This window comes from Aliisedimentitalea scapharcae (assembly GCF_045277565.1).
GTDB lineage: Bacteria > Pseudomonadota > Alphaproteobacteria > Rhodobacterales > Rhodobacteraceae > Aliisedimentitalea > Aliisedimentitalea scapharcae.
This window is the reverse complement of the sequence record NZ_CP123584.1, coordinates 3573288-3594974: the sequence shown is the minus strand read 5'-3', so window position 1 is coordinate 3594974 and position 21687 is coordinate 3573288. Positions and strand designations below refer to the sequence as shown.

The window sequence follows — 21687 nt, the reverse complement described above, 5'->3', positions numbered from 1 at the left end:
GACACACGTATTTCAATTATGCTCGAACACATACAAGCGCAGACAAGTCATGCACGCCGCGGGAGCCTGAAAAATGCTTTTCGCTATGGTGTCGATTTTGTCCTGACCGATTTGACCGCACCATTGCCGTGGCCCATTTCCCGAAACCGCTTCAATCTGTGGTCGCTCTGGGATCGGCATCATGGCGGACCTCGGGGGAACGGGCAGGGCGTCGAGTGGTTTCGAGAGGAGCTGTCAAAACGCGGATTTCCGCTAGACCGGGCCCAATTGGTTCTCCTGACCCAACCCAGTTTTCTCTGGTTCCACTTTAATCCGGTTAGCTTCTGGATCGCTCTGATCGACGGCGAACCCTGTGCCTTTGTGGCCGAGGTCAACAACACCTTTGGTCATCGCCATTGTTATTTTTGCGCCAATGACAATTTCAGCCCGATCCGGGAATCTGACATGCTGATTGCGGAAAAGATCATGCATGTGTCACCCTTTCAAAAGGTGCAGGGCGATTACAGGTTCCAGTTCAAATTCACCAATCGGTCGATCAAAATTCGCATTGCATACAAAAATGGCGATGAAGGTGTCATCGCGACATTTTCCGGCGCGCGGGGCAGGGCGACCAGCACGTCGTTAATGTGGGCGGCGGTACGTCGCCCTGCCGGCGCTTTGCGGGTCCTGGCGTTGATCCACTGGCAAGCGGCCATCCTGTTTCTGAAACGTGCGCCATTCATGAAAACCCCAGCGCCACCAGACAGTATTCTGTCCGAGACCCCAGTGTATCGGGAAAACCGGTCGTGAAAGAGTTTCAGGGCAAGACGATATGGCTCATCGGGGCCAGTGAGGGGCTGGGCCGGGCTTTGGCCAAGGCCCTGACCGACGCCGGAGCGCAGGTGATCGTGTCTGCACGCAATGAACGGCGGTTGGAGGAATTATGTTCCCAATTGCCAGGCGCTCGGGCGATTCCCATGGATGTCAGCGACGCCGTTTCTGTGCGCACTGCCTGTGCGGCGATCGGCCAAATCGACGGTCTTGTTTACAACGCCGGGGCCTATGAGCCGGTGAAGACCACGGCCTGGGACAGGGATGCGGTTTTGACCATGGTGGATGTCAATTTCTGTGGAGCGCTCAGGGTTTTGGGGGAAATGCTGCCGTCGTTCCTGGATCGGGGGATCGGGGACATCACCCTTGTCGGTTCGCTTGCCGGGTATCGCGGCCTGCCTGCTGCAGTTGGATACGGTGCCAGCAAATCCGCGTTGATCAGCCTTGCTGAAACCATGCGCCACGACCTCAAAGGCACGGGTGTTGTTGTCCGCGTGGTCAATCCCGGTTTCATCAAAACCCGCCTGACCGTCAAGAATGACTTTAAGATGCCCATGATCATGGAACCGCAAGCGGCCGCTGAGCGTACTGTCAGGGCCATGCGGTCGCGCCGTTTCAGAACCGATTTCCCGGTGCCGTTCTCCTGGGTGCTGAAGCTATATGGAGCGCTTCCTGACTGGATCGTATATCGGGGTGCCTGACCCATTTAAGTCCTGAACTCTGACCAGCAGGACAGTTATGCGCGGGTTAACGGCGCGCACGTCATTTGCCAGAACACCTCAGCACAGGCCCCCAATCCCCGCGCCGTCTCAGAGAGCGGCGGTGGTTCCGCTCCAGTGTTTCGTGGCTGCAGATAGCGAACTCAGATCTTGAAGAAGGGCTGCAAAAGGCGCGGCATGAAAGCGTTGAACCGCAGTGGTGCATCCGTTGCCGCAAGGCAAATGCAGGCCTCACCAGCATCTGCTGTTGGTGTGTGATGCAGGGTTTCGTCGCCGATTTCCAGATCCCCCACGCCAAAGCGACCGGTTTCATCGCTAAAGCTACCCTGGAGCACCAGGGTCAGTTCCAGACCATTATGGCTGTGATCCGGTACGGCCTGTCCGGGCGGGATCGACAACAATCGAACCGATCCTTCACGATCGGCAGACAGGATGCTCTGACGCACCCCCATCCCCAATGTCTTCCAGCGGGGGGATGTGCCACGCAGGGCTTCGACGACCGGTCCTGGGTATACGCCCGCGCGGTCGTAAGCAGGCTCCGGTGTATAGGGCTTATCCAACATCGCCAGAACATCCGTTTTAAGACGGCTGGACACATCAATGGTGTCGCACCCTTCGAGCACAAGGCCTCCGACAGTTTGATGCGCTCCCAGCGCCGTACGGCACTGATCGCACAGCGAAACATGGCTCGCGACAACAACCGAATAGGCATAGGGCAGGGATCCGGCAGCATAGGCTGCCAGCATTGCGTCGGGGACATGGTGAGTGATTGCGGACATTTATCGCAGTCCCTTCAATTCGCGCCTCAGGCGTTCCAGCCCGAGACGTATTCGTGATTTGATAGTGCCCAAAGGAAGCCCGGTCTGTTCGCTGATCTGTTGATGTGTCAGCTCGCCCAGATAGGCCTTTTCGACAATTTCTCGTTGATCCGCGCTCAGTTGCGCCAGTGCCTGTTTCAGATGGCTGGCTTCCTGGTCAATGGCCAGGATCTGGCTGGCATCCGGCTCAGTTCCCGGATCTTCGTACAACTCTTCGGGTACGGGGCGGTTTTCCTTACGCCGGATGTCGATGTGTCGATTCCGGGCGATCTGATAGACCCATGCCGACACCTGAGCGCGATGTGGGTCAAACATCGCGGCCTTGCGCCAAACTGTGAGCATGACATCCTGAACAATTTCTTCGGCCTGAGCCGACGACGTGCCTTTGCGCATGATGAAGCCCTTCAAGCGCGGCGCAAAGTAGTCAAACAACGCCGCAAAGGCGTCTTTGTCCCGTCGGTCCCGAACCGCAAGCATCCAGGCCGTTTGGTCTGATAACTCCGTATTCTCTTGCGACAAAGATTTACCATCCCCTAAGAACATCTCGACATGCGACGGTCGAGTGCAGAGTTTATCAGCGCTAAGAGTAATCATAGCTCTATTACGTCCGCTTGGTGAAGTCGGATCAGAAAAAATTCGATTGTTTTGAACAAAGACGCACGATCAGGCCACTGGCCACGATTTGAGGCACCGAACAGGTGCATGTATGTTTTGAACAGGTTGGATTGATCCAAAAAGGCGGTGCGTGCGTATTCGATGAAAAGGGAGATGCACACCATGCCTCAGAAATGGACCTCGGCAAACCGCCTGACGTTGGCATTATTCATGACACTGTTTCCTGCTCAGATTGCGTTGGCGGGAAATGAAAGCCGCTATGAGGCGTACCGGCTGTCAGACAACACATTCGAAGTCATTGCCGATTTCTCGGAGAATGCCATCTATTGGTGCGGTGCATCGCTCTATGCGCGGGGTGTTTTTTCAAATGACGCCACTCAGAAGATTTATGTGTTGCAAAGCCCGTCTCCCAGCGTAGCCAAGCCGAACTTTGTCTCAGTGCGATTTGGTTTCCAACCACCGAAGGATGGCGCGACCTATTCTGGCTGGTCCAACAGCGTCGATATCATCGGCAACTCCCGGTCCATTGCCCAAGCTTTCAGTGGGTGCACGGAACGCTCAGCCAGCGGCTAAGAAAGAGTAGCATCCGCCAAGCGGGAGCCAATTGGCGACCCCACGCCCACCGGGGTGTGCTGAGCCAGCGAAACCTGGCGGCAGTCGTGGACTGTGAAACCGAAGGCACAGCAAAGGGGGGGCACACAAAACAGCCCTATGGATCTGGTTACGACAGAGCCATCCCGATAACCGCGGCCAAAGGGAGTGCATATATGCCCGTTATTTCATTTGGCGCAAAGTAACGCGAGAAAAAGAAATATTCTTGAACACGTTTGGCTATTTGAATTTGTCCCTAAAAAATACAATATTATGGTATGAAGGCTGAATAGAACGATCCATAAAACGACAGAAATACTTGCCCACCTCCAATTCCGCCTCCGCTCCAGCGGCGGCCAAAGTCATCTGAAGGAAACCATGGAATGAAAAACAACCTGTTGATTGCCGCCATGCTCCTTTCGTCAACGGTCCTTGCTACGGGAATGGTTGTGGCCGATCCAATGACGCCTCAGGGCCAAAATGATGCAAGTTGGCGTTACACTGGCGCGTTCTATGCATTCCTGCCAGCGCGGACCACCGGAACAACAACGATATCTGGCGTTACGGCACCGGTCGATCTGGATCTGGGGCAGGTGCTGGAAAATCTCGACTTTGCCGCATCAGGTCGGCTTGAGGCTTGGAAAGGGGATTGGGGTATTCTGGTTGATGCAAATTATTACTCTCTGAGCGCCGATGGAAATCTCCCAGGCCCGGCGGGGGCACCAGTTGGGATCAATGTGCGGCAGGAATGGCTGGGGCTGATTGGTGCATACCGCATTGCGAATGGCACTTACGGCCAGAGCGGAAACCGATTTACCGTCGATCTTCAGGCGGGGGCTCGCTACAATTCGTTGCGCCAGACAGTCAACATCGCCACGCCCGTTCCAGGGGTGACACTGGGGGGGGATGAAAGCTGGTGGGAGCCCGTTATCGGAGCCCGTGGTAAATGGGAGCTGAACGACCGATGGACGACAGTTGCGTCAATGGAGTTCGGTGGATTTGGCGCAGGCGGGAATGATCTGCAAGTCGCGGTGAATGCCGGGTTTGACTATAAACCCTGGGAAAACACATCGGTCATATTCGGCTATCGCTACTTCAGCATGGACTACAGCACGACCTTGGCTGGTGGTCCGTTTGCCTATGATGTTGAACAACACGGGCCGTATATCGGTATCAAATACGTTTTCCAGTGATCCGCGGTTTGATCTGTCGCGCACTGGACGAAAGGAAGCCGGGTATTTTCCGCCGCTGGTAACAGGGGGGGGAAGGTGCCGTTCTTTGGTTTTGGTTGCGGAAGGGTGCAACCAGCGTTGCCAGACGCAATAATGATGTTTTCCAACACACTGAAAAAGAGAAATGAGGTCGGTACGGCCCACAGGAGACCTCCAATATTGTGCCAGAAGCTGCGCTGCGGCTTCACCAAACTTGTTTCTATTGCATCGTGCAGCATACTCATCCGGTCACGGACGGCAGTGCGGGCTTAACTGACCTTCATTCAGATCAACCTCTTCGGTGCTGATCGCCCAAACTTGTCCTTGTTGGATATTGGCGCAAAGGGCAAATCTGTAGCCACGGAAGATTGTCAACGTTGCTGAAACGAAGGCGTCGTCAGTTTCGGAAATGGAAAAATTTCCCGCCAAGGAACGAATGGCTGTCGAACAAGCTTGATTCAAGAGCCGCATAGGCCGGGGTTACACCGGCCGGATCAGTCGGGTGTCATGCATGATGCAACACCATATGGCGGGCTCCCAAATTCAGTCGATGGTCGTTCAGTGTTTGGGAGAGTGAGTTCTGTGCCGAGATCAATATCTTGATCGAAATCTCATAAACAAGCATTGTTACCGGTATGGCCTTTAACATCGACGCATGGCTCACCGAACTAGGTTTGGATCAGTATGCCGATTCATTCATCACTAATGATGTGGATGACAGAGTCTTGCCGTTGCTTACTGGGGATGACTTAAAAGAATTGGGCGTAAGCTTGGGCCATCGCAAGATCATTTTGGCCGCTCTCAAAGACCTCAAAAACAACTTAGCTAGTCTTTCGACGCCCGAGCAGAAGCCATATTTGCGCGAGCAGCCCCTTCAGCCTGAACCCTCTCAAAGTTCTGGACACGCCGCACCAGATTTGGCGGTTTCGTCAAAACCCAGTTCAAACGCAATAGCAGAGCGCCGCCACCTGACAGTTTTGTTTGCTGACCTCGTCGGATCAACCAAACTCACCAATCGTCTGGACCCCGAAGATATGCGCATCCTGTTACAGAGGTATCAGGATGCCGTCGCCGGTGCCGTCAGCCGATACGGAGGTTACGTTGCCAAGTATCTCGGTGACGGGCTCTTGGTGTTTTTTGGCTGGCCTAGCGCCTACGAAGATCATGCAGTTCGCGCTGTGAAAGCTGGGCTAGACGCGGTCGCGCGTGTGAAAGAGTTGGAAACGCCGGATGGCGAGCCGTTGGCCGTTCGGATGGGCGTCGCAAGCGGCGAAGTGGTCGTCGGTGATGCAATCGGAAAAAACACATACGAAGAAGGAGCGATGACAGGCCCGATCCTCAACCTTGCGGCACGTATTCAAGAGCACGCTCCTCCTAACACGATCGTCCTGCCAGAAGAGGAAACAGAAGCGGCGCTGCGCCGAATTTTCGAGTTTTCTTCCCTTGGGAAAGTTGAACTCAAAGGGTTTGACGGCCAGCGCACGCTGTTACAGGTCGTTGCTGAGCGCAGTGCCGAAAGCCGATTTCGTGCTGCACATCGCGGGGACTCAAACAGCGCTTTGGTTGGTAGAAACCTTGAAAACGGCATACTTCATCAGGCTTGGCATGGAGCCAAAGGCGGTAAGGGCGAGGTTGTGTTGCTTGCGGGTGAGGCAGGCATTGGGAAATCCCGTCTGACCGAAGAGTTTCTGGCTGATGAAGCTATTGCAGGCAATGCTGATATAATAAGGCTGAACTGTTCGCCTTATCTCACCAGTAGTCCGTTCCACTCGGTTACCGAACGCATTTCTCAGGACGCTGGTGTCGAACCGGGTTTTGACGATGACCGTGTTCTGGAACAAGTACAGGCAATGCTCGAAACTAGGCAGGGTTTGGACATTGATCAGGTGCTTCCGGTTTTTGCCGCTCTGGTGGCACCGCGCAGTAAGGTTGCCCAGAAAATTCTAGATCTATCCCCACAAGAGCAGCGCGACATTACAATTCAGACACTGATTGACACCGTCAAAGCGCGCGCAAATGTGCGTCCGGTTATTCTGTTCATTGAGGATGCGCACTGGGTTGATCCGTCCACCAATGCTTTGCTGGATCGTTTCAAAGCCATTTGTGCGGATCTTCCGCTGATGCTCTTGATTACACACCGTCCCGGTTGGGAGTTGGACCGCGACGATGGCGACGCCCATGTACAAACGCTTCAACTTCGCCGATTTGACTTTGAACATGTTGCCAATTTGGTTCGAAGTATTTCCGGAAGCGAGCCAGAGCCAAACCTTGTTCAGACAATTGTTGAAAGAACAGATGGAATTCCACTGTTTGTCGAGGAATTGACACGCGCAATCGTAGCATCGGGTGAAAAAGGGAAATTCAAAGTGCCCTCGTCTTTGAAGGGCACTTTGATGGCACGCCTTGACGCTGTTACACCTGAAGCAAAGCAAGTGGCTTTGGCGGGCTCGGTAATAGGTCGTGAATTTGAACCGGCGTTGCTGCGGTCTGCAATGGATAAAGATGAGGCCGAAATTCGGAACTGCCTAGATGATCTTTGCAAATCGGGCCTGATATTCGAAAGCGGCCATAACCGCGGCCACTTTGTTTTCCGACACGCGCTGATCCGAGACACAGCCTATCAATCTATGCTGGCCTCAACCCGCAGGGAGCTGCATGCGAAAGTCGCCGGCGCTCTGACTCTGCTTCGATCCGTCGAAATCGAGCGTCGCCCTGAACTGCTCGCACACCATTTGACCGCCGCAGAAAATTGGGCAGCAGCATTTCAACGTTGGCAATCTGCAACCGAGATGGCCCTTGCTCGATCTGCCAGTCATGAGGCGATGGTGAACGCCAATGAAGCTCTTAATGCTGCGCACAAACTAGGGGGTGAAAACAGCCGGGAAGTGATCGTTGGCAAAATCCTTGTCGGAAGAGGCTATGATAGCGTCGGTCGATTGCCGGAAGGTATCGCCACTCTCAAAGAAGCGTCAGAAGCCGCCTGCAAGATCGGAGATGTTGAAATCGCGGCAGATGCTGCTCACCATTTCGCTGATTCAAGCATGATGGCCGGTGAATTGCATGAACAAGCCATCAAGGTTTGCTTGAAGGCTCTGAATGACTTGCCGGAGCATGATGAGGTCCGCCGGTGCAAATTGATGAGCCAACTGGCGCGCACTTACATGTTCACGGGTCAATTTACGGCAAGCGCAGAATACAGTCAGCAATGTCTGAAGTTGGCGGCAAAACTGGGCGATCTTAAATCCCAATTCCACGTCATGATGGCGCGATTTGCTGCGTCATTTGTTGCAAGACAGGAAGACGAAGTGCGCGATTGGCGCCAAAACCTTGAAGCCATGCACAAGGTTGCCGAGAAATTGGGTACGATAGATCAGGGGCGGGACCGAACGCTGAGTCTGTTTGTCGGAGCAGAAATGGCGGATCGCCAGTTGATGGATAACTCGCTTGAGCTTTTGACCGAGATATCGACCAAAGAAAATCACCGTCAGCTTTATTGGGTGCAAACACATGCCCGGGCGATGGTTGCCACCCTGGAGGGGGACTTTGAGCGCGCCGAGAGCTATGCCAACGAAGCTGTAAAGATTGGACGCCAAACGCATGGCAAACATGTTGAAGGTGTTTATGGCGTGCAGATGTTTACTATCCGCAGGGAGCAAGGTCGGTTGCAGGAGGTCGCGCCCGTCATCAAACGCCTGATGACAGAGAGTTCGGGTGATGCGCGTTGGAAACCAGGTTTCGGAGTAGTCGCTGCCGAATTGGGCTTCATAGAACCGGCTGAACGCATACTGAACGAACTCGCTGATACTGGATTTGCGATTTCGCCAGACGCTATGTATTCGACAACACTTTCGTATTTGGCCGACATCTGTGTAGCGGTAGAAAACGAAAACCATGCCAAAACCATCTTCAGCATGCTGCTTCCTTACGAAAACCTTACAATCACTGCGGGTGCGACAACGGCCTGCATTGGTGCCGCAGCTCGTCGGCTCGGCAGCCTTGCCGCATTGATGGGGAATTGGGAAACGTCGGATAACTTGTTTGATAAGGCGATCAAAATTGACACGAGCATGGCCGCGCCACCATGGATCGCCCATAGCAAGGCGGCATATGCGTTTGCCTTGCGACGTCGCGGCCGTCTCAAAGATGCGGAACGTGCTATTCACCTAGAAGCAGAAGCGTTGGCAACCGCTCGGGATCTGGGTATGATATCCCTTAAATCAAAACTCGAAGGACAAGTGACCTAGAAACTCTGCGAACACGTTTTGGGGTGAAATATGCCAAGATTTATTATTGAAAGAAACTTTGCGGATCAGCTCGTAATAGACAACGACGCCAAAATTCAGATAAAAGAGATCAATGACGAAGAGGGCGTCGAGTGGATTTTTTCGTTTCTGAGCGCTGATAAACGCAAGACATACTGTCTGTACGAAGCACCCGACGAAGACAGCCTGAGAAAAGCAGCCGAACGCCTGAATATCCCAGCAGATGTCATAACATCCGTGGATCGGATCGATCCCGGCCTCTTTGCTTAGTGATCTAGGTCAACACTTACATTGGTTGCAAATTCTGCCCCGTCACCGAGAACAGGTGAATAGAGGCATTTTTTCTTCAGTCGAGGCAGTCTTGCAAGAAGCCTTACCTTAAAAAGGAAGGCCAATTCTTATGTTCGAACTATTTACTCTCGACGACGATACTTCTGTTATAGATCAAGAGACTCTGAACGGACTTGATATGTCACTCAGAGGGGCGGTGCATCTTAAGGGCAGTGCAGAATACGACGACGCCCGGACGATCTGGAATGGAATGGTTGACCGCCACCCAGGCTTTGTGATCCGGGCCTTGGGGGCCAGCGATGTACAACAAGCAGTAAATTTCGTTCGCAACAACGGACTTGTGATGTCGGTGAAATCCGGCGGCCACCAGATTGCGGGTCATGCGGTTTCCGATGGAACAGTAATGCTTGATCTGTCGCAGATGCGTTCGGTGTATGTTGATCCAGCGAACCAAACCGCCCGTGTGGAACCCGGAGCCGTTCTGGCTGACGTGGACCGCGAGACCCAAGCGCACGCGCTGATAGTCCCGACAGGTATCAACTCGACCACCGGCATTGCAGGTCTCACCTTGGGTGGCGGCTTTGGGTGGACCACCCGGAAGTTTGGAATGACAATCGACAATCTTTTGTCAGCCGAAGTGGTAACAGCGGATGGATCTATCGTCACGGCATCAGCGACCAGCCACCCAGATCTTTTCTGGGCCATACGGGGCGGCGGAGGCAATTTTGGCGTGATTACCTCCTTTGAGTTCCAACTGCATCCTCTGGGGCCAGAAGTCCTGTCCGGATTGATCGTTCATCCGATCGCAGAGGCACCCGATCTGCTGGCAGAAGTCACAAAAATTGCCGACAGCGCACCGGATGAATTGACAGTCTGGAGCGTGATGCGCAAAGCCCCGCCTTTGCCATTTCTTCCCGAAGAATGGCACGGACGTGAGGTCCTCATTCTCGCTGCTTGTTATGCCGGGCCCATGGATGAAGGCGAGACGGCAATGGCGGATTTGCGTGGCCTCGGAAGCCCGATAGTAGATGTCATTTCTCCGCATCCATTTGTAGGTTGGCAGGCCGCCTTTGATCCGCTCCTGTCACCTGGAGCGCGCAATTATTGGAAGAGTCACGATTTCGCCGCTCTTTCTTCAGATGCGATTGCAACACTTCTGGAAGGGATCTCCACTTTGCCGGATCCGGCTTGTGAAGTGTTCATCGCTCATGTGGGCGGTGAAATGGAACGGGTTGGAACAGATGAGACTGCATACCCAGAACGATCATCGCATTTCATCATGAATGTGCACACCCGCTGGGAGGATCCCACAAAGGACGATGAGTGTATCGCATGGGCGCGTACCCTTTATGATCGGATGAAACCTTACTCTACCGGCAGTGCTTATGTGAATTTCATGCCCGAAGATGAAGCGGATCACATGGCGGGCGCTTATGGCGACAACGGTCAAAAACTGTCTATGATCAAAGGTAAATATGATCCGGACAACCTTTTCAGAATGAACCACAATATATTGCCTGCGTGAGCGGGTATGCCTGTCTGCAATAGGGCAGAGCGACCATTGATTACACGACGTACCAATGGTCGCTGAGCGGGACCGTCCCGCCTTTTGCTGACGCCTATACTGCTCGCGCAGAAAATGCGCGCGCCTGCCCGGTGTTGTTCGCTGCGCCGCAGCGGATTTCCCGAATGCGACCATACGTCTGGGTTAATTTTGGCAGAATCCAGATCAAGCTTTCGCGGCGGTCAGAACCGATCGCTCGCGGGGCGACGATCCGGTCATGGGAATCTATATGGCCCGAACGATAGGTTTGTTCCGCGCTGTCGCCTTCCCACCTGCCTAAACCAGTGCGCGGGCAATCTCGCGCAGGTGGACGTGGCCGGTTCCGCAGCAGCCACCGAAGATGTCCATATGCGGATGGCGCGCCCGCAGATCGCCCAGTTGCTGACCAAGTTCCACAGGGTTGCCGTCCTCGATATGGCCCAGTTTACACAAGGCGATTTTCTCCATCTTGGAGGCATTGGGCCGCACGCCACGCAGGCGGTTTATCCAATCACCGCCGTCTATCGCCGGCTCGTATTCCAGCGGGTGCGAGCAATTGAGCAGGTAATAGTCCGGCGCGGCCTCACCCGCCTGACGGTCGATTTCGGGGATGGCCTCGGCCAGAGTAGGTCCAGAGCGTAGGCGATGTGAGCTGTCCAATGTCAGGGATACCGACAGCGGCACGCCGATTTTGGCGGCGGCGCGGGAAACACCTACAGCCTCGGGGATGTTGTTAAAAGTTGCCGCACAGGCGAAGTCCACGTTTGCCGCTTTCAGCGTTTCCAGCTGCACCGAATGATAGTCTTCAGCGCTTTCGGCGGTCATTTCGGCGTTCATCCCATAGGCATCGCCACGCGGCCCAATGCAGCCACCGATCAGAAGTTGCGGGATCTGGCCAGCATAGGGCTTTGCGGATTCACGCAGGAACGCGATGCTGGCGATATTGGCATCGGCCAGACCAGCGGGAGAATAGCCGAGCTTTGCCCCCCAATCGGGACTGGCGCGGTAATCCAACCCGGTCAGCATGAACGACAGGCCAAATTCGGCTGCGACGTCCAGCATATCTGACATGACTTGCCGCAGGGCGACTACGGCCTTGGGGTTTTCCAACAGCGGGAACATGGCAAACTCGGGCAACTCGAACCCGTGGCGATACATGATCTCGGTCTCGGTACCGCCTTCCGTCAGGAAAATTGCACCGGTGGTCGTGGCGGGGGTTGGGTTGGTGCGGGTCATGCCTCACGCCTCCGGCTTGATGTTCTGGTTAAAGCGAAAGCGGTTTTGCGGGTCGTATTTCGTCTTGATTTCGACCAGCCGTTGATAGTTGACCCCAAAAGCCGCACGGGTCAGCGCATCATTGTCTTCACCATGGCCGGGAAAATTGAGATAGGCGCGGCCCTCGTGCCCGAAGCGTGCGGCACTGTCCCAGCCATCGCGCGCCCAGGCAATGTTTGCAGCGTCGTCTGCTGCATCCGGCCAGACACCATCGAGCGAATACATCCATCCGAAAGAACGGTCGCCAAAGGCGGTGGCATCCGCAGGCACCCGCGCGGTGGCCCCGCCGAAGTTCCAGAGTGAGGAGATCGAGTTTTCCGACGGCGCGGCCTGAGCATTGGCCATGGCAAGGTCAATCATCTCGTCAGAAAGATCAGTCAGGTAGCGTGCCTTCCAATAGCAACGGAAATCACCAGCGGGCATCAGCGTGTCAAACAGTGTCTGAACCTCGCAATAGCCCATCCGGCCCGAGAAATCGGTGACCATGTTACCCAGCTCTCGCAGGGGCTGCATCAGCACTTCGCCTTCGGCAGCGTCTCCGTTGTACACGCAGGCCAGAGTATAAACGCGCTTGCCCCAGCTTTCCTCGGGGAAGTCTTCGCCGCCTGCGGTGGAAAATTCGCATAACGACCCGATCAGCCCGTCATGCTCGCGCATGAAATCCCGCCAGGCGCGGATCGGGCCGGGGCCGTCTTCGACTGCGTAAATCGGGGCGGCGAACATCACTTCGGGCCCGGCCGGGTGCAGGGAGAATTCGAACCGGGTCACCACACCGAAGTTGCCGCCACCGCCCCTGAGCGCCCAAAGCAACTCTGGGTTTTCATCGGCGCTGGTGTGTACAAGCGTGCCATCGGCCGTCACCACATCCGCCGCCACAAGGTTGTCAATCGACAACCCGTGCTTGGCCCGCAGCCAGCCGATGCCGCCCGAGAGCGTCAATCCTGCTACGCCGGTATCCGAAATCAGACCGCCGGGGGTGGCCAGCCCATGGGCCTGGGTGGCGTTGTCCACGTCCCCCCAGAGCGCGCCGCCCTCCACCAAAGCGACGCGTCGTTCGGCATCAACGCTGACACCACGCATCTGGGTAAGGTCAACCGTTAACCCGCCATCGCAAACCGCATGGCCTGCAACGTTATGGCCGCCCGCGCGGATTGAAATGCCCAGATCATGGGCTGCGGCATGGCGCACAGCTGCCATCACATCCTGCGCATTCCGACACCGCGCAATCAGCGCGGGCCGCCTGTCGATCATCGCGTTCCAGACGCCGCGGGCCGCGTCATAACCGTCTGCCCCTGCCGTCAGAAGCTCACCTTCAAAGCCGGCAATATGTGTGTCTGGGGTGCTCATGATCAAATCCTTTCCTTTATATTCAGAAAGGGTAACGCATCGGGCTTGGTGCGCTCAGTGGCAATATTGCCAGTTTTGCGGCATACTGGACAAGTGATTATGGCGGATCGGTCAAAGCCGGGCCGTTTTGGACATTTGTGCGGTAAGGGGGAATTGAGGGAATGGCGAAGAAGCCGCAGATCTTGTTGTTGGCCGCGCCCGAGACTTCGGCTTCGGTGCTTTATGGGCTTTATGATGTGTTGATGTCGGCGGGGGCTGTTTATCTGGATATGGTGGTCGGCAAACCGGGGGATGAGTTGCTGGACGTGAAGATTGTCACCGCCAACGGAAAGCCATTCCGTTGTATTGGTAACATCCCGGTGGAGCCACACGCCGCCATCGGCGATGTCGAGACCCCTGATGCGGTGGTTGTCTGCGACATGTACACCACGATCTACGATGTGCCGCACGGGCGCTACCCGCGTGAGATTGCCTGGCTGAAGGCGATGCATGCGGGCGGGGCGCTGTTGTCGTCGGTCTGCTCGGGATCGCTGCTCTTGGCCGAAGGGGGTGTGTTGGATGGTCATCGCGCAACGGCGCATTGGGCCTATCGTGACATGTTCCAGCGGCATTTCCCCAAGATTTCGTTTCAGACGGAATCGGTGCTGTGCCTGGCGGCGGAGGGAGACCGGATCGTCACCGCCGGAGGTGTCAGTGCCTGGCATGATTTGGTGGTCTACCTGATTGCACGCTTCTGTGGCTATCAGGTTGCGATTGAAACCGCCAAGGTGTTCCTGATCGGGGGGCATGCCGAGGGCCAGTCGCCATATGCGGTGATGACCCGGCCCATGGAATCGAACGACGGCCCGATCACCGACAGTCAGGAATGGATTGCCGAACATTATGCCACCGCCAACCCGGTGGAGAAGATGGTTGAGCATTCAGGTCTCAACCCGCGAACGTTTTCACGCCGCTTTCGAACGGCCACGGGTTTTGCCCCGATCGAATATGTGCAGGCGCTGCGGGTCGAAGAGGCCAAGCAGATGCTGGAGATGGACCAGATCAGCAATGACGACGTGGGTGCCGCCATCGGCTATGACGATCCGGCGTCCTTTCGACGGGTTTTCAAACGCGGCACAGGTATGACACCCGCTGCCTATCGCAAGAAGTTCCAACGGATTGCCCGGATCGCGCAACCGACGTGAAACACGCTATTGCAGACATTCATTCATCGCGCAGAAACACGCAATGTGGGCTCGAGTCTAACCAATGCAGCAGCGCGACCGTAAATCCAGTCTGAATAGGTGAACGGCAAGCGCCGCCCGGTTGGACCTGTTTTGGCAACAGCGGTCGGTTCTGGTCGATGATACGGTCTTGTGTCCGACATGATTGCGCGGACCGCAATCTCGCTGGCCTTGATGGTTTCCGCAGATCAAGTCCGCATTTTCGCAGATGGACAGATATCGGTCCTGACCTTAGGCTGTTACCGGCGTGCGATCGGTTTCTCATTCGAAATTTACGGCCGCAAAAAATCAGCCCCCACTGTCGCCCTTGAACATCACAGACGCCGTGGCGTCCTGTTGAGATGCCGTGATCCTTCCTGTGTAGCCAACGGCCTCGTATCCCGGCTCGCCAGTCTCGGATGCGGCTTGGCCCCAATATGGCGGGCCGTCATTGGAAGGGTATTTACATCGCTCCGAGCTATTGAACTCCGGGACTGACCCCAGCGCCAACTCGCGAAGCTGTCCGTCAACCCGCATGAAATCCCGCTTCATTCAGTCGTTCCCATTTTCTGGAAATGCGGTGAAGGAGATGAAACGCCATGACCCGAAAACATCGACGTCGAATGTGTGATCGGCCTTCATGAACGTGCAGTAGCCATCAACCCAAGGCCAGATGATCTCTTCAATTCTTGGCGGGGTTTGTGCAGTGATCCCAACGCCGGGGCACTCACCAGGCCATGTGTCGGTGCTGGTGAAAAGCGGCGACCGAGAGGCGATTGTCGCCGATGATGCGCTGCACTCTTCTGCGCAATTTTGACATCCTGAATGGCCTTTCACATTCGACGCAGATGCAGGGAAGGCAGTTTATCACGCAGGTCACTGCTGGAAAAATGCTCCGAGAGCCGTTGTCTCGAATTGGGACGCCGCTTTGCATTGCCGTCTGTAGGTTGGGTGAAAGCTGAGAGTAACGGGTTTCATGGGCAGGAATGAGACCGGCTTAGTTGTTTGGCTACATCATTGTGTTTTGATCCCGATTGATCCCGAAAGCTGGACGCTAGCAACTTCTTGGAAGTGGCCATTTGGTTGATGTGCAGCCTCCGTTGCTCTGGAGTTCCGAGCCGACCTCTAATGCAATACGGCATCCTGTGATATGGTTGGCCGTCAACGTCGGGTTGTCGTTCTGGGAGGGCGTGGCGGATCGGAGGATCAATCATGGAAACGCCAAATTTACCTGCCATTCGCGCACTTCGCCCTGCTTGGAACAAGGGGCGGATCGTCGGACAGAAGCGCCCACTGAAACCGAAACATGTCTGGGCAATAAGGGTTCGCCTTGAACTCGCCGAAAACCACAGAGACCTCGCTCTTTTCAACATGGCAATTGATAGCAAGCTTCGGGGTTGTGATCTCGTTCGCATGCAGGTTGTGGATGTGATGGCGTCCGGTCGGATCAAGGAACGCGCGTCTGTTCTGCAACGCAAGACGCAGAAACCAGTTCGTTTTGAAATCTCGGAAGGCACGCGAGCATCAGTCGCGAGATGGGTGGAGGACCCTCTTATGGTTGGCTCTGAATTTCTGTGGCCAGGCCGTTTCCGCGATCGGTTGCACATTTCAACGCGCCAATATGCACGGATCGTTCGCGATTGGGTGACATCCATAGGTCTTGAGGCAACAGCCTATGGTACGCATTCAATGCGGCGCACCAAGGTGACACAGATATACAAGAAGACTGGCAATCTGCGGGCCGTTCAGCTCCTGTTGGGACATACCAAGATGGACAGCACTGTTCGATATTTGGGCGTTGAATTGGAAGACGCTTTGGCCATCGCGGAAGCCATTGAGATCTGATGCGGAGGGGCCGCCTTCGCGGGCGGCCCAAACCGGTCCCTCGATCTTCTCCCTTCGTGCAGCCCCATGCTGTCCGTGGAAGCTGATGTTCGTGGCGAGTGCTCACGCATTCTGCGACATCACCGCAACGTCGATTGCCGAGCTCCACCCCGAGCATATCGGCATCATTCGCGATATCCTCGGTCACGTAACATTGGTCATCGCGGAAAAGCACTATGAGGCCAAAGCCAATTCTGAGCGAAAGCTATCCAAGGTCGCCAATCAGATCGACAAGATCGTCGACGCCAGTGCACAGGGCAAGTCCCATCCCAGCATGAAGGACAAGATGGACACATTGGAGGACCGCAAGGCGGAGGTGGAGAACGATCTGGAGAACGATCTGGAGAACACCGAGACGCAGTCGCCGGTCTGGCTGCACCAAGGTCTTGCCGACATGTGCTCAAGAAGGCGCCGCCTTGAATGATCCGTCCACAAAAGATGAAGCCACCAATATCATCCGCAGCTTCCTGTCAGAGATGCGTCTTGTCCCGGATGGTGAGGGTTTGGCCATCGAGTTGGTGAGCGAACTTGCGGGTTTGCTGAGTTTTGGCGTGGCCCAAAAACAAACAAGGCCACCCGAAGGTGGCCTGTTCGACAGTAGTGGTTGCGGGACCTCGATATCAACGATGTTTACTAAATCTTTTTCACGCACGCAGCTAAGATCGTCACACCCTTAGTTACGATCTTTAACCACCAATTGGGTGTGGCGACTAGCTCGGTACAGTCACGGTCGGATAGTCATGCGAACTATAAGAGTCAGACAACAGCTCTGAACCACATTAGCATCCGTGAATTCAGCGGCGGGGTTGAAAAGACCGGATTGCAGGCATTCGGCGCGTTCTGGACTAAGATCGGCAATGTGGATGGAGTGGATGGCGTCTGCAGTCAACCGTCGCGCAATGCGGCATAGTGCAGATGTTTTCATCAGCTAGGAATGGAGCTCCACCATGGAAGTTACGACAATAGGACTGGATCTGGGAAAGGACGTTTTCCAAGTTCACGGTATCACCGCCGATGGCACAGTTGTCTTCAATCGTTCGATCCGGCGCAAACAGTTGCTCAATTTCTTCGAGACGTTGCCAACCTGCCTTGTTGGAATTGAGGCCTGCGGGTCCGCGCATCATTGGGCACATGAACTAACTGCGATCGGGCATGATGTGCGGCTAATGCCAGCGGTCTACGTCAAGCCTTACGTGAAGCGCGGAAAGACAGACGCCGTCGATGCGGAGGCAATCTGCGAGGCCGTCACACGACCGACGATGCGGTTTGTCGCTGTGAAATCTAAAGAGCAGCAGGCCCTACTGACGATCCATCGCGTGCGCCAGCTTATCGTTCGTCAGAAGACCCAGATGTTGAACGTGATCCGGGGTCTTCTTCGTGAGTTTGGTCATGTGATCGGGAACGGACCAGTCGCCTCAATGCGCTTCATCAAGGCGTTCCAGACGGATAACTGCCTGGACATGCCTGACGTTGCAAAGAGCATGCTCAAGACGCTCTGCGAACAGGTTATTGCTCTCGATGAACGGGTCACGTTTTACGATAAACTAATTGAGTATCATTCTAGGATCGATGAACGCGCCAAGCGCATCAGGACGGTGCCCGGCGTCGGCCCTATCACCGCCTCGGCCATTGTCGCCACCATCGGAGACGGCAAGCAGTTCAAGAACGGACGCGAGTTTGCCGCTTGGCTGGGGCTTACGCCGCTGAACAGATCTAGTGGTGGCAAAGAGCGCTTGGGGCGTATCAGCAAGAAAGGTGATCGCTATCTCCGACGATTGCTTGTGATTGGCATGACCTCTCAAGTTCAGCGTGCCCGTGGATACCCAGAACGTGTGCCCCCTTGGATCATGCAGCTTCTTGAACGCAAACCCGTCCGCCTCGCAACGATTGCTATGGCGAACAAGGCAGCCAGGATAATCTGGGCGATCCTCACCAAGGATACATACTACCGCCAAACAGCAGCATAAAAGGAGCCGAACAAAACCGAATTGCAAGACGAATGCCACGATGGCACGTGCGGTCATCCGAAAACCTGAAATCCCGTGCTTTGTCCTGAACTCACAGGTTCGCGTCGCCGATTGGGAGCAGGTTTACGGAACCCATCAAGGCCAGTGGCAAATATCGACGCCGCGATCAAAGGCCGGACACAGGACTGTACTGACCAACCGCGCAATCAACGCATTTTTTCCTTGCAAAGCAGACGCCATCCACACAGGACAAACCGGACTTGTGCACGTGCGGCTATTGCTGACGCAGCATTCTCTTGCAACCACGGCGATGAATGTTTGGCAGTGCAGTATTTTTCACCAAAGCAGACGTTCAAACTGACCAGTAGCGCTTGATCTCAAACCCACATGTCGCAGGCAAAGTTGTTGTCGGGAAATTCCTTAAACGTGGGCATTCATAGTTTATCAAGATGAAGGTCGGTTCGAGATTGGATGCATTTGGTTTTCTCCAGTACTTTAGGGGTCACGCGCAGCCTGTGGAGGCAATCTTGTCGAAGTGGGACGAGTGACTAAAGCGCGTTTTGATTTGAACGTCTTTCTTGCGCTTTGACACCAGAATGCCGGGGTGGATCCGAAGCAGATCATCAGCGTAAATCCCGTGCAAATCTTAATGATACCCGAAGGCCGCCACGCCGAATTAGGTACGACTCTAAAAATGCCATACGTCTATCAAAAAATGATTGACGTATGGCATTTTGACGCCTTTGATGGGGGCACTGCGGCGATTGGGAGATTCGTTGCGAGGGGAGGAAGCATGACAAGTCCGACGTTAAGTGATGTCGCGCAGGCTGCTGGGGTCAGTTACGCCACGGCCGACCGGGTCATAAATAATCGTGGAAATGTTGCCGCGAAGTCCATCAAGAAAGTCCGCGATGCAGTCTCCGCTTTGGGTTATGTGCGCAACGTGGCCGCTGCGAACTTGTCGCGCAATCGCGTCTACCGCTTGGCATTCTTGATCCCGAAAGGATCAAACGCTTTCTTTACTCGCATCCATGACCATATTCAGCTTACGGCCGATCACCTGAGTGCTGAACGCGTGAGGGTTGAGGTAATCGAAGTTCCAGCCTTTGCGGTTTTGGGCTTGCAAGACAGCATTGCCGAATTAGTGAAGAAAGACTTCGATGGGGTTGCCATCGTTGGGCTGCAAAGCCAGCGTCTTGAAGAGCCGCTGGCGGCGCTGCGCGAGCGGGGGGTGGCGGTCATTGGTCTGGTATCAGACCTTCCGCAGCAGTTCCGCTCCGCCTACATCGGCATCGATAATATCGTCGCCGGACGTACGGCTGCTCGGATGGTCGGGATGGCCCACGCTGGCGGCAACGGGTCAATCCAGACGTTTGCCGGTTCAATGGACGCCCGCGACCACGTCGAACGTTTGCAAGGTTTTTGCGAGGTCATTGCGAAAGATTACCCGCATATCACTGTGTGCGACCCCATCATGACCAAAGATGACGCGGCTGTCTTGTTGTCGCAAACCAACGCGGTTCTGACGGGTAAGCCCGAGACCACTGCTGTTTATAACGTGGGGGCTGGTAACAGCGGGCTTGTGCAAGCGATCGGTGCGGCACAGTCGCGGCGGCCGTTCTGTGTCGTTCATGAATTGGTCGCCCATTCCCGGCAAGCGCTGCAAGACGGCTTGATTGACTTAGTGATCGACCAGCGCCCCGACGTTGAAATCAGTCGCGCCTTCACCGTTTTGCGCGCCTTAATCGATAACCGCGACTTGCCGCCGATGCCTGGCCTGATGCCGACAATTTACGTGCGGGATAATCTGCCTGCCGACCCCCTGACCGATATGACGAAAGCCAAGACAAATGACTGACTTTTTCAAAGACATCTCTCCTTTGGCCTATGCACCAGGAAGCGCCGATCTGGCGTTTCGCCACTACAATCCCGACGAGGTTATAGCGGGTAAGCGGATGGAAGATCACCTGCGGTTTGGCGTGGCCTATTGGCATTCGTTCGCTTGGCCCGGTGGGGACCCGTTTGGCGCCGAGACATTCCAGCGGCCTTGGTTTGGCGACACGATGGACTTGGCGAAAATGAAGGCCGACGTCGCGTTTGAGATGTTCGATTTGCTGAACGTCCCATTCTTTTGCTGGCACGATGCCGATATCCGCCCCGAGGGCGATAGCTTTGCCGAGAGCCTGCGGAATTTCGAAGAGATCATCGATTATTTCGGCACCAAGATGCAGACATCAAAGACAAAGCTTTTGTGGGGCACGGCGAACCTGTTCAGCCACCGCCGCTTTATGTCCGGTGCCGCCACCAACCCTGATCCTGAGATTTTCGCGTGGTCAGCGGCGACGGTCAAAGCCTGCATGGATGCCACGCATAAGCTGGGCGGCGAGAACTATGTGCTTTGGGGCGGGCGTGAAGGGTACGAGACCCTGCTGAACACGGATCTGAAACGTGAACGCCAGCAAGCGGGCCGGTTCTTGCAGATGGCGGTCGAGTACAAACATAAGATCGGCTTCAAAGGCGCGATCTTGGTTGAGCCGAAACCGCAAGAACCGTCCAAGCATCAATATGATTTCGACGTGGCGACGGTCTACGGGTTCCTCAAAGAATTTGGCCTGGAAGGTGAAGTTCAGATGAACATTGAGCAAGGCCACGCGATCCTTGCCGGTCACTCTTTTGAGCACGAACTGGCGCTGGCGTCGTCGCTTGGCATCTTTGGTTCCATCGATATGAACCGCAACGACTACCAATCGGGCTGGGATACCGATCAGTTCCCCAACAATGCCCCCGAGGTTGCCTTGGCCTATTACGAGGTGCTCAAGGCGGGTGGCTTCACCACTGGTGGCACAAATTTTGACTCCAAGCTGCGCAGGCAATCCTTGGACCCAGTTGACCTTATCGCGGCGCACGCAGGGGCGATGGATGTCTGCGCGCGGGGCTTTAAGGCGGCGCACGCAATGCTCGAAGACGGCACATTGGAAGAAATGCGCAATGCGCGTTACGCCGGATGGGATAGCGCGGGCGGTAAAACGTTGCTCGACAGTGATCTGGCCACCATTGCAGCGCAAGTTGCGTCCGATCCCATCGACCCGCAACCGCGTTCGGGTCGTCAGGAAATCTTGGAAAATATCGTCAATCGCTTTGTGTAAGCGGAC

Annotated in this window: 18 protein-coding genes; 13 read left to right on the top strand and 5 right to left on the bottom strand. The window is 55.2% G+C overall.

The window, feature by feature from the left end; all coding sequences use genetic code 11:
- Positions 1-18: 18 nt before the first annotated feature.
- Positions 19-789 (top strand): DUF1365 domain-containing protein, encoded by a 771-nt coding sequence (locus tag QEZ52_RS16760; RefSeq protein WP_406645616.1) that lies wholly within the window; start codon positions 19-21, stop codon positions 787-789.
- On the top strand, positions 786-1511 hold the full coding sequence (locus QEZ52_RS16755) for an SDR family NAD(P)-dependent oxidoreductase (RefSeq protein ID WP_406645615.1): 726 nt from the start codon (positions 786-788) through the stop codon (positions 1509-1511). Before QEZ52_RS16760 ends, QEZ52_RS16755 begins: the two co-directional genes overlap by 4 nt.
- A 161-nt stretch (positions 1512-1672) precedes the next feature.
- Here the strand turns inward: QEZ52_RS16755 and QEZ52_RS16750 are convergent, their stop codons facing one another.
- Positions 1673-2308, bottom strand: a complete 636-nt coding sequence (locus QEZ52_RS16750; protein ID WP_406645614.1) for a ChrR family anti-sigma-E factor — start codon at positions 2306-2308, stop codon at positions 1673-1675.
- Positions 2309-2824 (bottom strand): sigma-70 family RNA polymerase sigma factor, encoded by a 516-nt coding sequence (locus QEZ52_RS16745; RefSeq protein ID WP_406645613.1) that lies wholly within the window; start codon positions 2822-2824, stop codon positions 2309-2311.
- Between the two features lie 300 nt (positions 2825-3124).
- Here QEZ52_RS16745 and QEZ52_RS16740 point away from each other — a divergent pair, with 300 nt between their 5' ends.
- The 5 genes from QEZ52_RS16740 to QEZ52_RS16720 all read left to right on the top strand — a co-directional run bounded on the left by QEZ52_RS16740 (position 3125) and on the right by QEZ52_RS16720 (position 10842).
- Positions 3125-3535 (top strand): hypothetical protein, encoded by a 411-nt coding sequence (locus QEZ52_RS16740; protein ID WP_406645612.1) that lies wholly within the window; start codon positions 3125-3127, stop codon positions 3533-3535.
- Positions 3536-3936: 401 nt separating this feature from the next.
- Entirely contained in the window at positions 3937-4746 is an 810-nt protein-coding gene (locus QEZ52_RS16735; RefSeq protein WP_406645610.1) for an outer membrane protein, read from the top strand.
- Positions 4747-5399: 653 nt separating this feature from the next.
- Positions 5400-9008 (top strand): adenylate/guanylate cyclase domain-containing protein, encoded by a 3609-nt coding sequence (locus tag QEZ52_RS16730; protein WP_406645609.1) that lies wholly within the window; start codon positions 5400-5402, stop codon positions 9006-9008.
- A gap of 30 nt (positions 9009-9038) precedes the next feature.
- Positions 9039-9296, top strand: coding sequence for a DUF4242 domain-containing protein (locus QEZ52_RS16725; RefSeq protein ID WP_406645608.1), 258 nt, complete (start codon positions 9039-9041; stop codon positions 9294-9296).
- A gap of 130 nt (positions 9297-9426) precedes the next feature.
- Positions 9427-10842 (top strand): FAD-binding oxidoreductase, encoded by a 1416-nt coding sequence (locus QEZ52_RS16720; protein ID WP_406645607.1) that lies wholly within the window; start codon positions 9427-9429, stop codon positions 10840-10842.
- 315 nt (positions 10843-11157) lie between these two features.
- Here QEZ52_RS16720 and QEZ52_RS16715 read toward each other — a convergent pair whose 3' ends face one another.
- Positions 11158-12096 (bottom strand): homocysteine S-methyltransferase family protein, encoded by a 939-nt coding sequence (locus QEZ52_RS16715; RefSeq protein WP_406645606.1) that lies wholly within the window; start codon positions 12094-12096, stop codon positions 11158-11160.
- Positions 12097-12099: 3 nt separating this feature from the next.
- Positions 12100-13482 carry an FAD-binding oxidoreductase gene (locus tag QEZ52_RS16710; RefSeq protein ID WP_406645605.1) on the bottom strand — a complete coding sequence of 461 codons (1383 nt, stop codon included), beginning with the start codon at positions 13480-13482 and terminating at the stop codon, positions 12100-12102.
- 161 nt (positions 13483-13643) lie between these two features.
- On the opposite strand from QEZ52_RS16710, the gene QEZ52_RS16705 reads away from it, so the two are divergent.
- Positions 13644-14666 (top strand): GlxA family transcriptional regulator, encoded by a 1023-nt coding sequence (locus QEZ52_RS16705; protein ID WP_406645604.1) that lies wholly within the window; start codon positions 13644-13646, stop codon positions 14664-14666.
- A 327-nt stretch (positions 14667-14993) separates the two neighbouring features.
- Here QEZ52_RS16705 and QEZ52_RS16700 read toward each other — a convergent pair whose 3' ends face one another.
- On the bottom strand, positions 14994-15236 hold the full coding sequence (locus QEZ52_RS16700) for a hypothetical protein (RefSeq protein ID WP_406645603.1): 243 nt from the start codon (positions 15234-15236) through the stop codon (positions 14994-14996).
- Positions 15237-15896: 660 nt separating this feature from the next.
- Between QEZ52_RS16700 and QEZ52_RS16695 the strand changes: the two genes are divergently transcribed.
- The 5 genes from QEZ52_RS16695 to xylA all read left to right on the top strand — a co-directional run bounded on the left by QEZ52_RS16695 (position 15897) and on the right by xylA (position 21681).
- Positions 15897-16529, top strand: a complete 633-nt coding sequence (locus QEZ52_RS16695) for a tyrosine-type recombinase/integrase (RefSeq protein WP_406645602.1) — start codon at positions 15897-15899, stop codon at positions 16527-16529.
- A gap of 85 nt (positions 16530-16614) precedes the next feature.
- Positions 16615-16992, top strand: a complete 378-nt coding sequence (locus tag QEZ52_RS16690) for a hypothetical protein (protein ID WP_406645601.1) — start codon at positions 16615-16617, stop codon at positions 16990-16992.
- 523 nt (positions 16993-17515) lie between these two features.
- The gene (locus QEZ52_RS16685; protein WP_406645600.1) at positions 17516-18535 is read left to right on the top strand and encodes an IS110 family transposase; all 1020 of its coding nucleotides are present in this window, start codon (positions 17516-17518) and stop codon (positions 18533-18535) included.
- A gap of 604 nt (positions 18536-19139) precedes the next feature.
- Positions 19140-20393 (top strand): LacI family DNA-binding transcriptional regulator, encoded by a 1254-nt coding sequence (locus QEZ52_RS16680; RefSeq protein WP_406645599.1) that lies wholly within the window; start codon positions 19140-19142, stop codon positions 20391-20393.
- Positions 20386-21681, top strand: coding sequence for a xylose isomerase (gene xylA / locus QEZ52_RS16675; RefSeq protein ID WP_406645598.1), 1296 nt, complete (start codon positions 20386-20388; stop codon positions 21679-21681). Before QEZ52_RS16680 ends, xylA begins: the two co-directional genes overlap by 8 nt.
- Positions 21682-21687 lie beyond the last annotated feature (6 nt).

Coding starts and splice junctions, on each gene's coding strand:
- QEZ52_RS16760 (WP_406645616.1), top strand. CDS start 19: ATGCTCGAACACATACAAGCGCAGACAAGTCATGCACGCCGCGGGAGC.
- QEZ52_RS16750 (WP_406645614.1), bottom strand. CDS start 2,308: ATGTCCGCAATCACTCACCATGTCCCCGACGCAATGCTGGCAGCCTAT.
- QEZ52_RS16745 (WP_406645613.1), bottom strand. CDS start 2,824: ATGCTTGCGGTTCGGGACCGACGGGACAAAGACGCCTTTGCGGCGTTG.
- QEZ52_RS16740 (WP_406645612.1), top strand. CDS start 3,125: ATGCCTCAGAAATGGACCTCGGCAAACCGCCTGACGTTGGCATTATTC.
- QEZ52_RS16735 (WP_406645610.1), top strand. CDS start 3,937: ATGAAAAACAACCTGTTGATTGCCGCCATGCTCCTTTCGTCAACGGTC.
- QEZ52_RS16730 (WP_406645609.1), top strand. CDS start 5,400: ATGGCCTTTAACATCGACGCATGGCTCACCGAACTAGGTTTGGATCAG.
- QEZ52_RS16725 (WP_406645608.1), top strand. CDS start 9,039: ATGCCAAGATTTATTATTGAAAGAAACTTTGCGGATCAGCTCGTAATA.
- QEZ52_RS16720 (WP_406645607.1), top strand. CDS start 9,427: ATGTTCGAACTATTTACTCTCGACGACGATACTTCTGTTATAGATCAA.
- QEZ52_RS16715 (WP_406645606.1), bottom strand. CDS start 12,096: ATGACCCGCACCAACCCAACCCCCGCCACGACCACCGGTGCAATTTTC.
- QEZ52_RS16710 (WP_406645605.1), bottom strand. CDS start 13,482: ATGAGCACCCCAGACACACATATTGCCGGCTTTGAAGGTGAGCTTCTG.
- QEZ52_RS16705 (WP_406645604.1), top strand. CDS start 13,644: ATGGCGAAGAAGCCGCAGATCTTGTTGTTGGCCGCGCCCGAGACTTCG.
- QEZ52_RS16700 (WP_406645603.1), bottom strand. CDS start 15,236: ATGAAGCGGGATTTCATGCGGGTTGACGGACAGCTTCGCGAGTTGGCG.
- QEZ52_RS16695 (WP_406645602.1), top strand. CDS start 15,897: ATGGAAACGCCAAATTTACCTGCCATTCGCGCACTTCGCCCTGCTTGG.
- QEZ52_RS16690 (WP_406645601.1), top strand. CDS start 16,615: ATGTTCGTGGCGAGTGCTCACGCATTCTGCGACATCACCGCAACGTCG.
- QEZ52_RS16685 (WP_406645600.1), top strand. CDS start 17,516: ATGGAAGTTACGACAATAGGACTGGATCTGGGAAAGGACGTTTTCCAA.
- xylA (WP_406645598.1), top strand. CDS start 20,386: ATGACTGACTTTTTCAAAGACATCTCTCCTTTGGCCTATGCACCAGGA.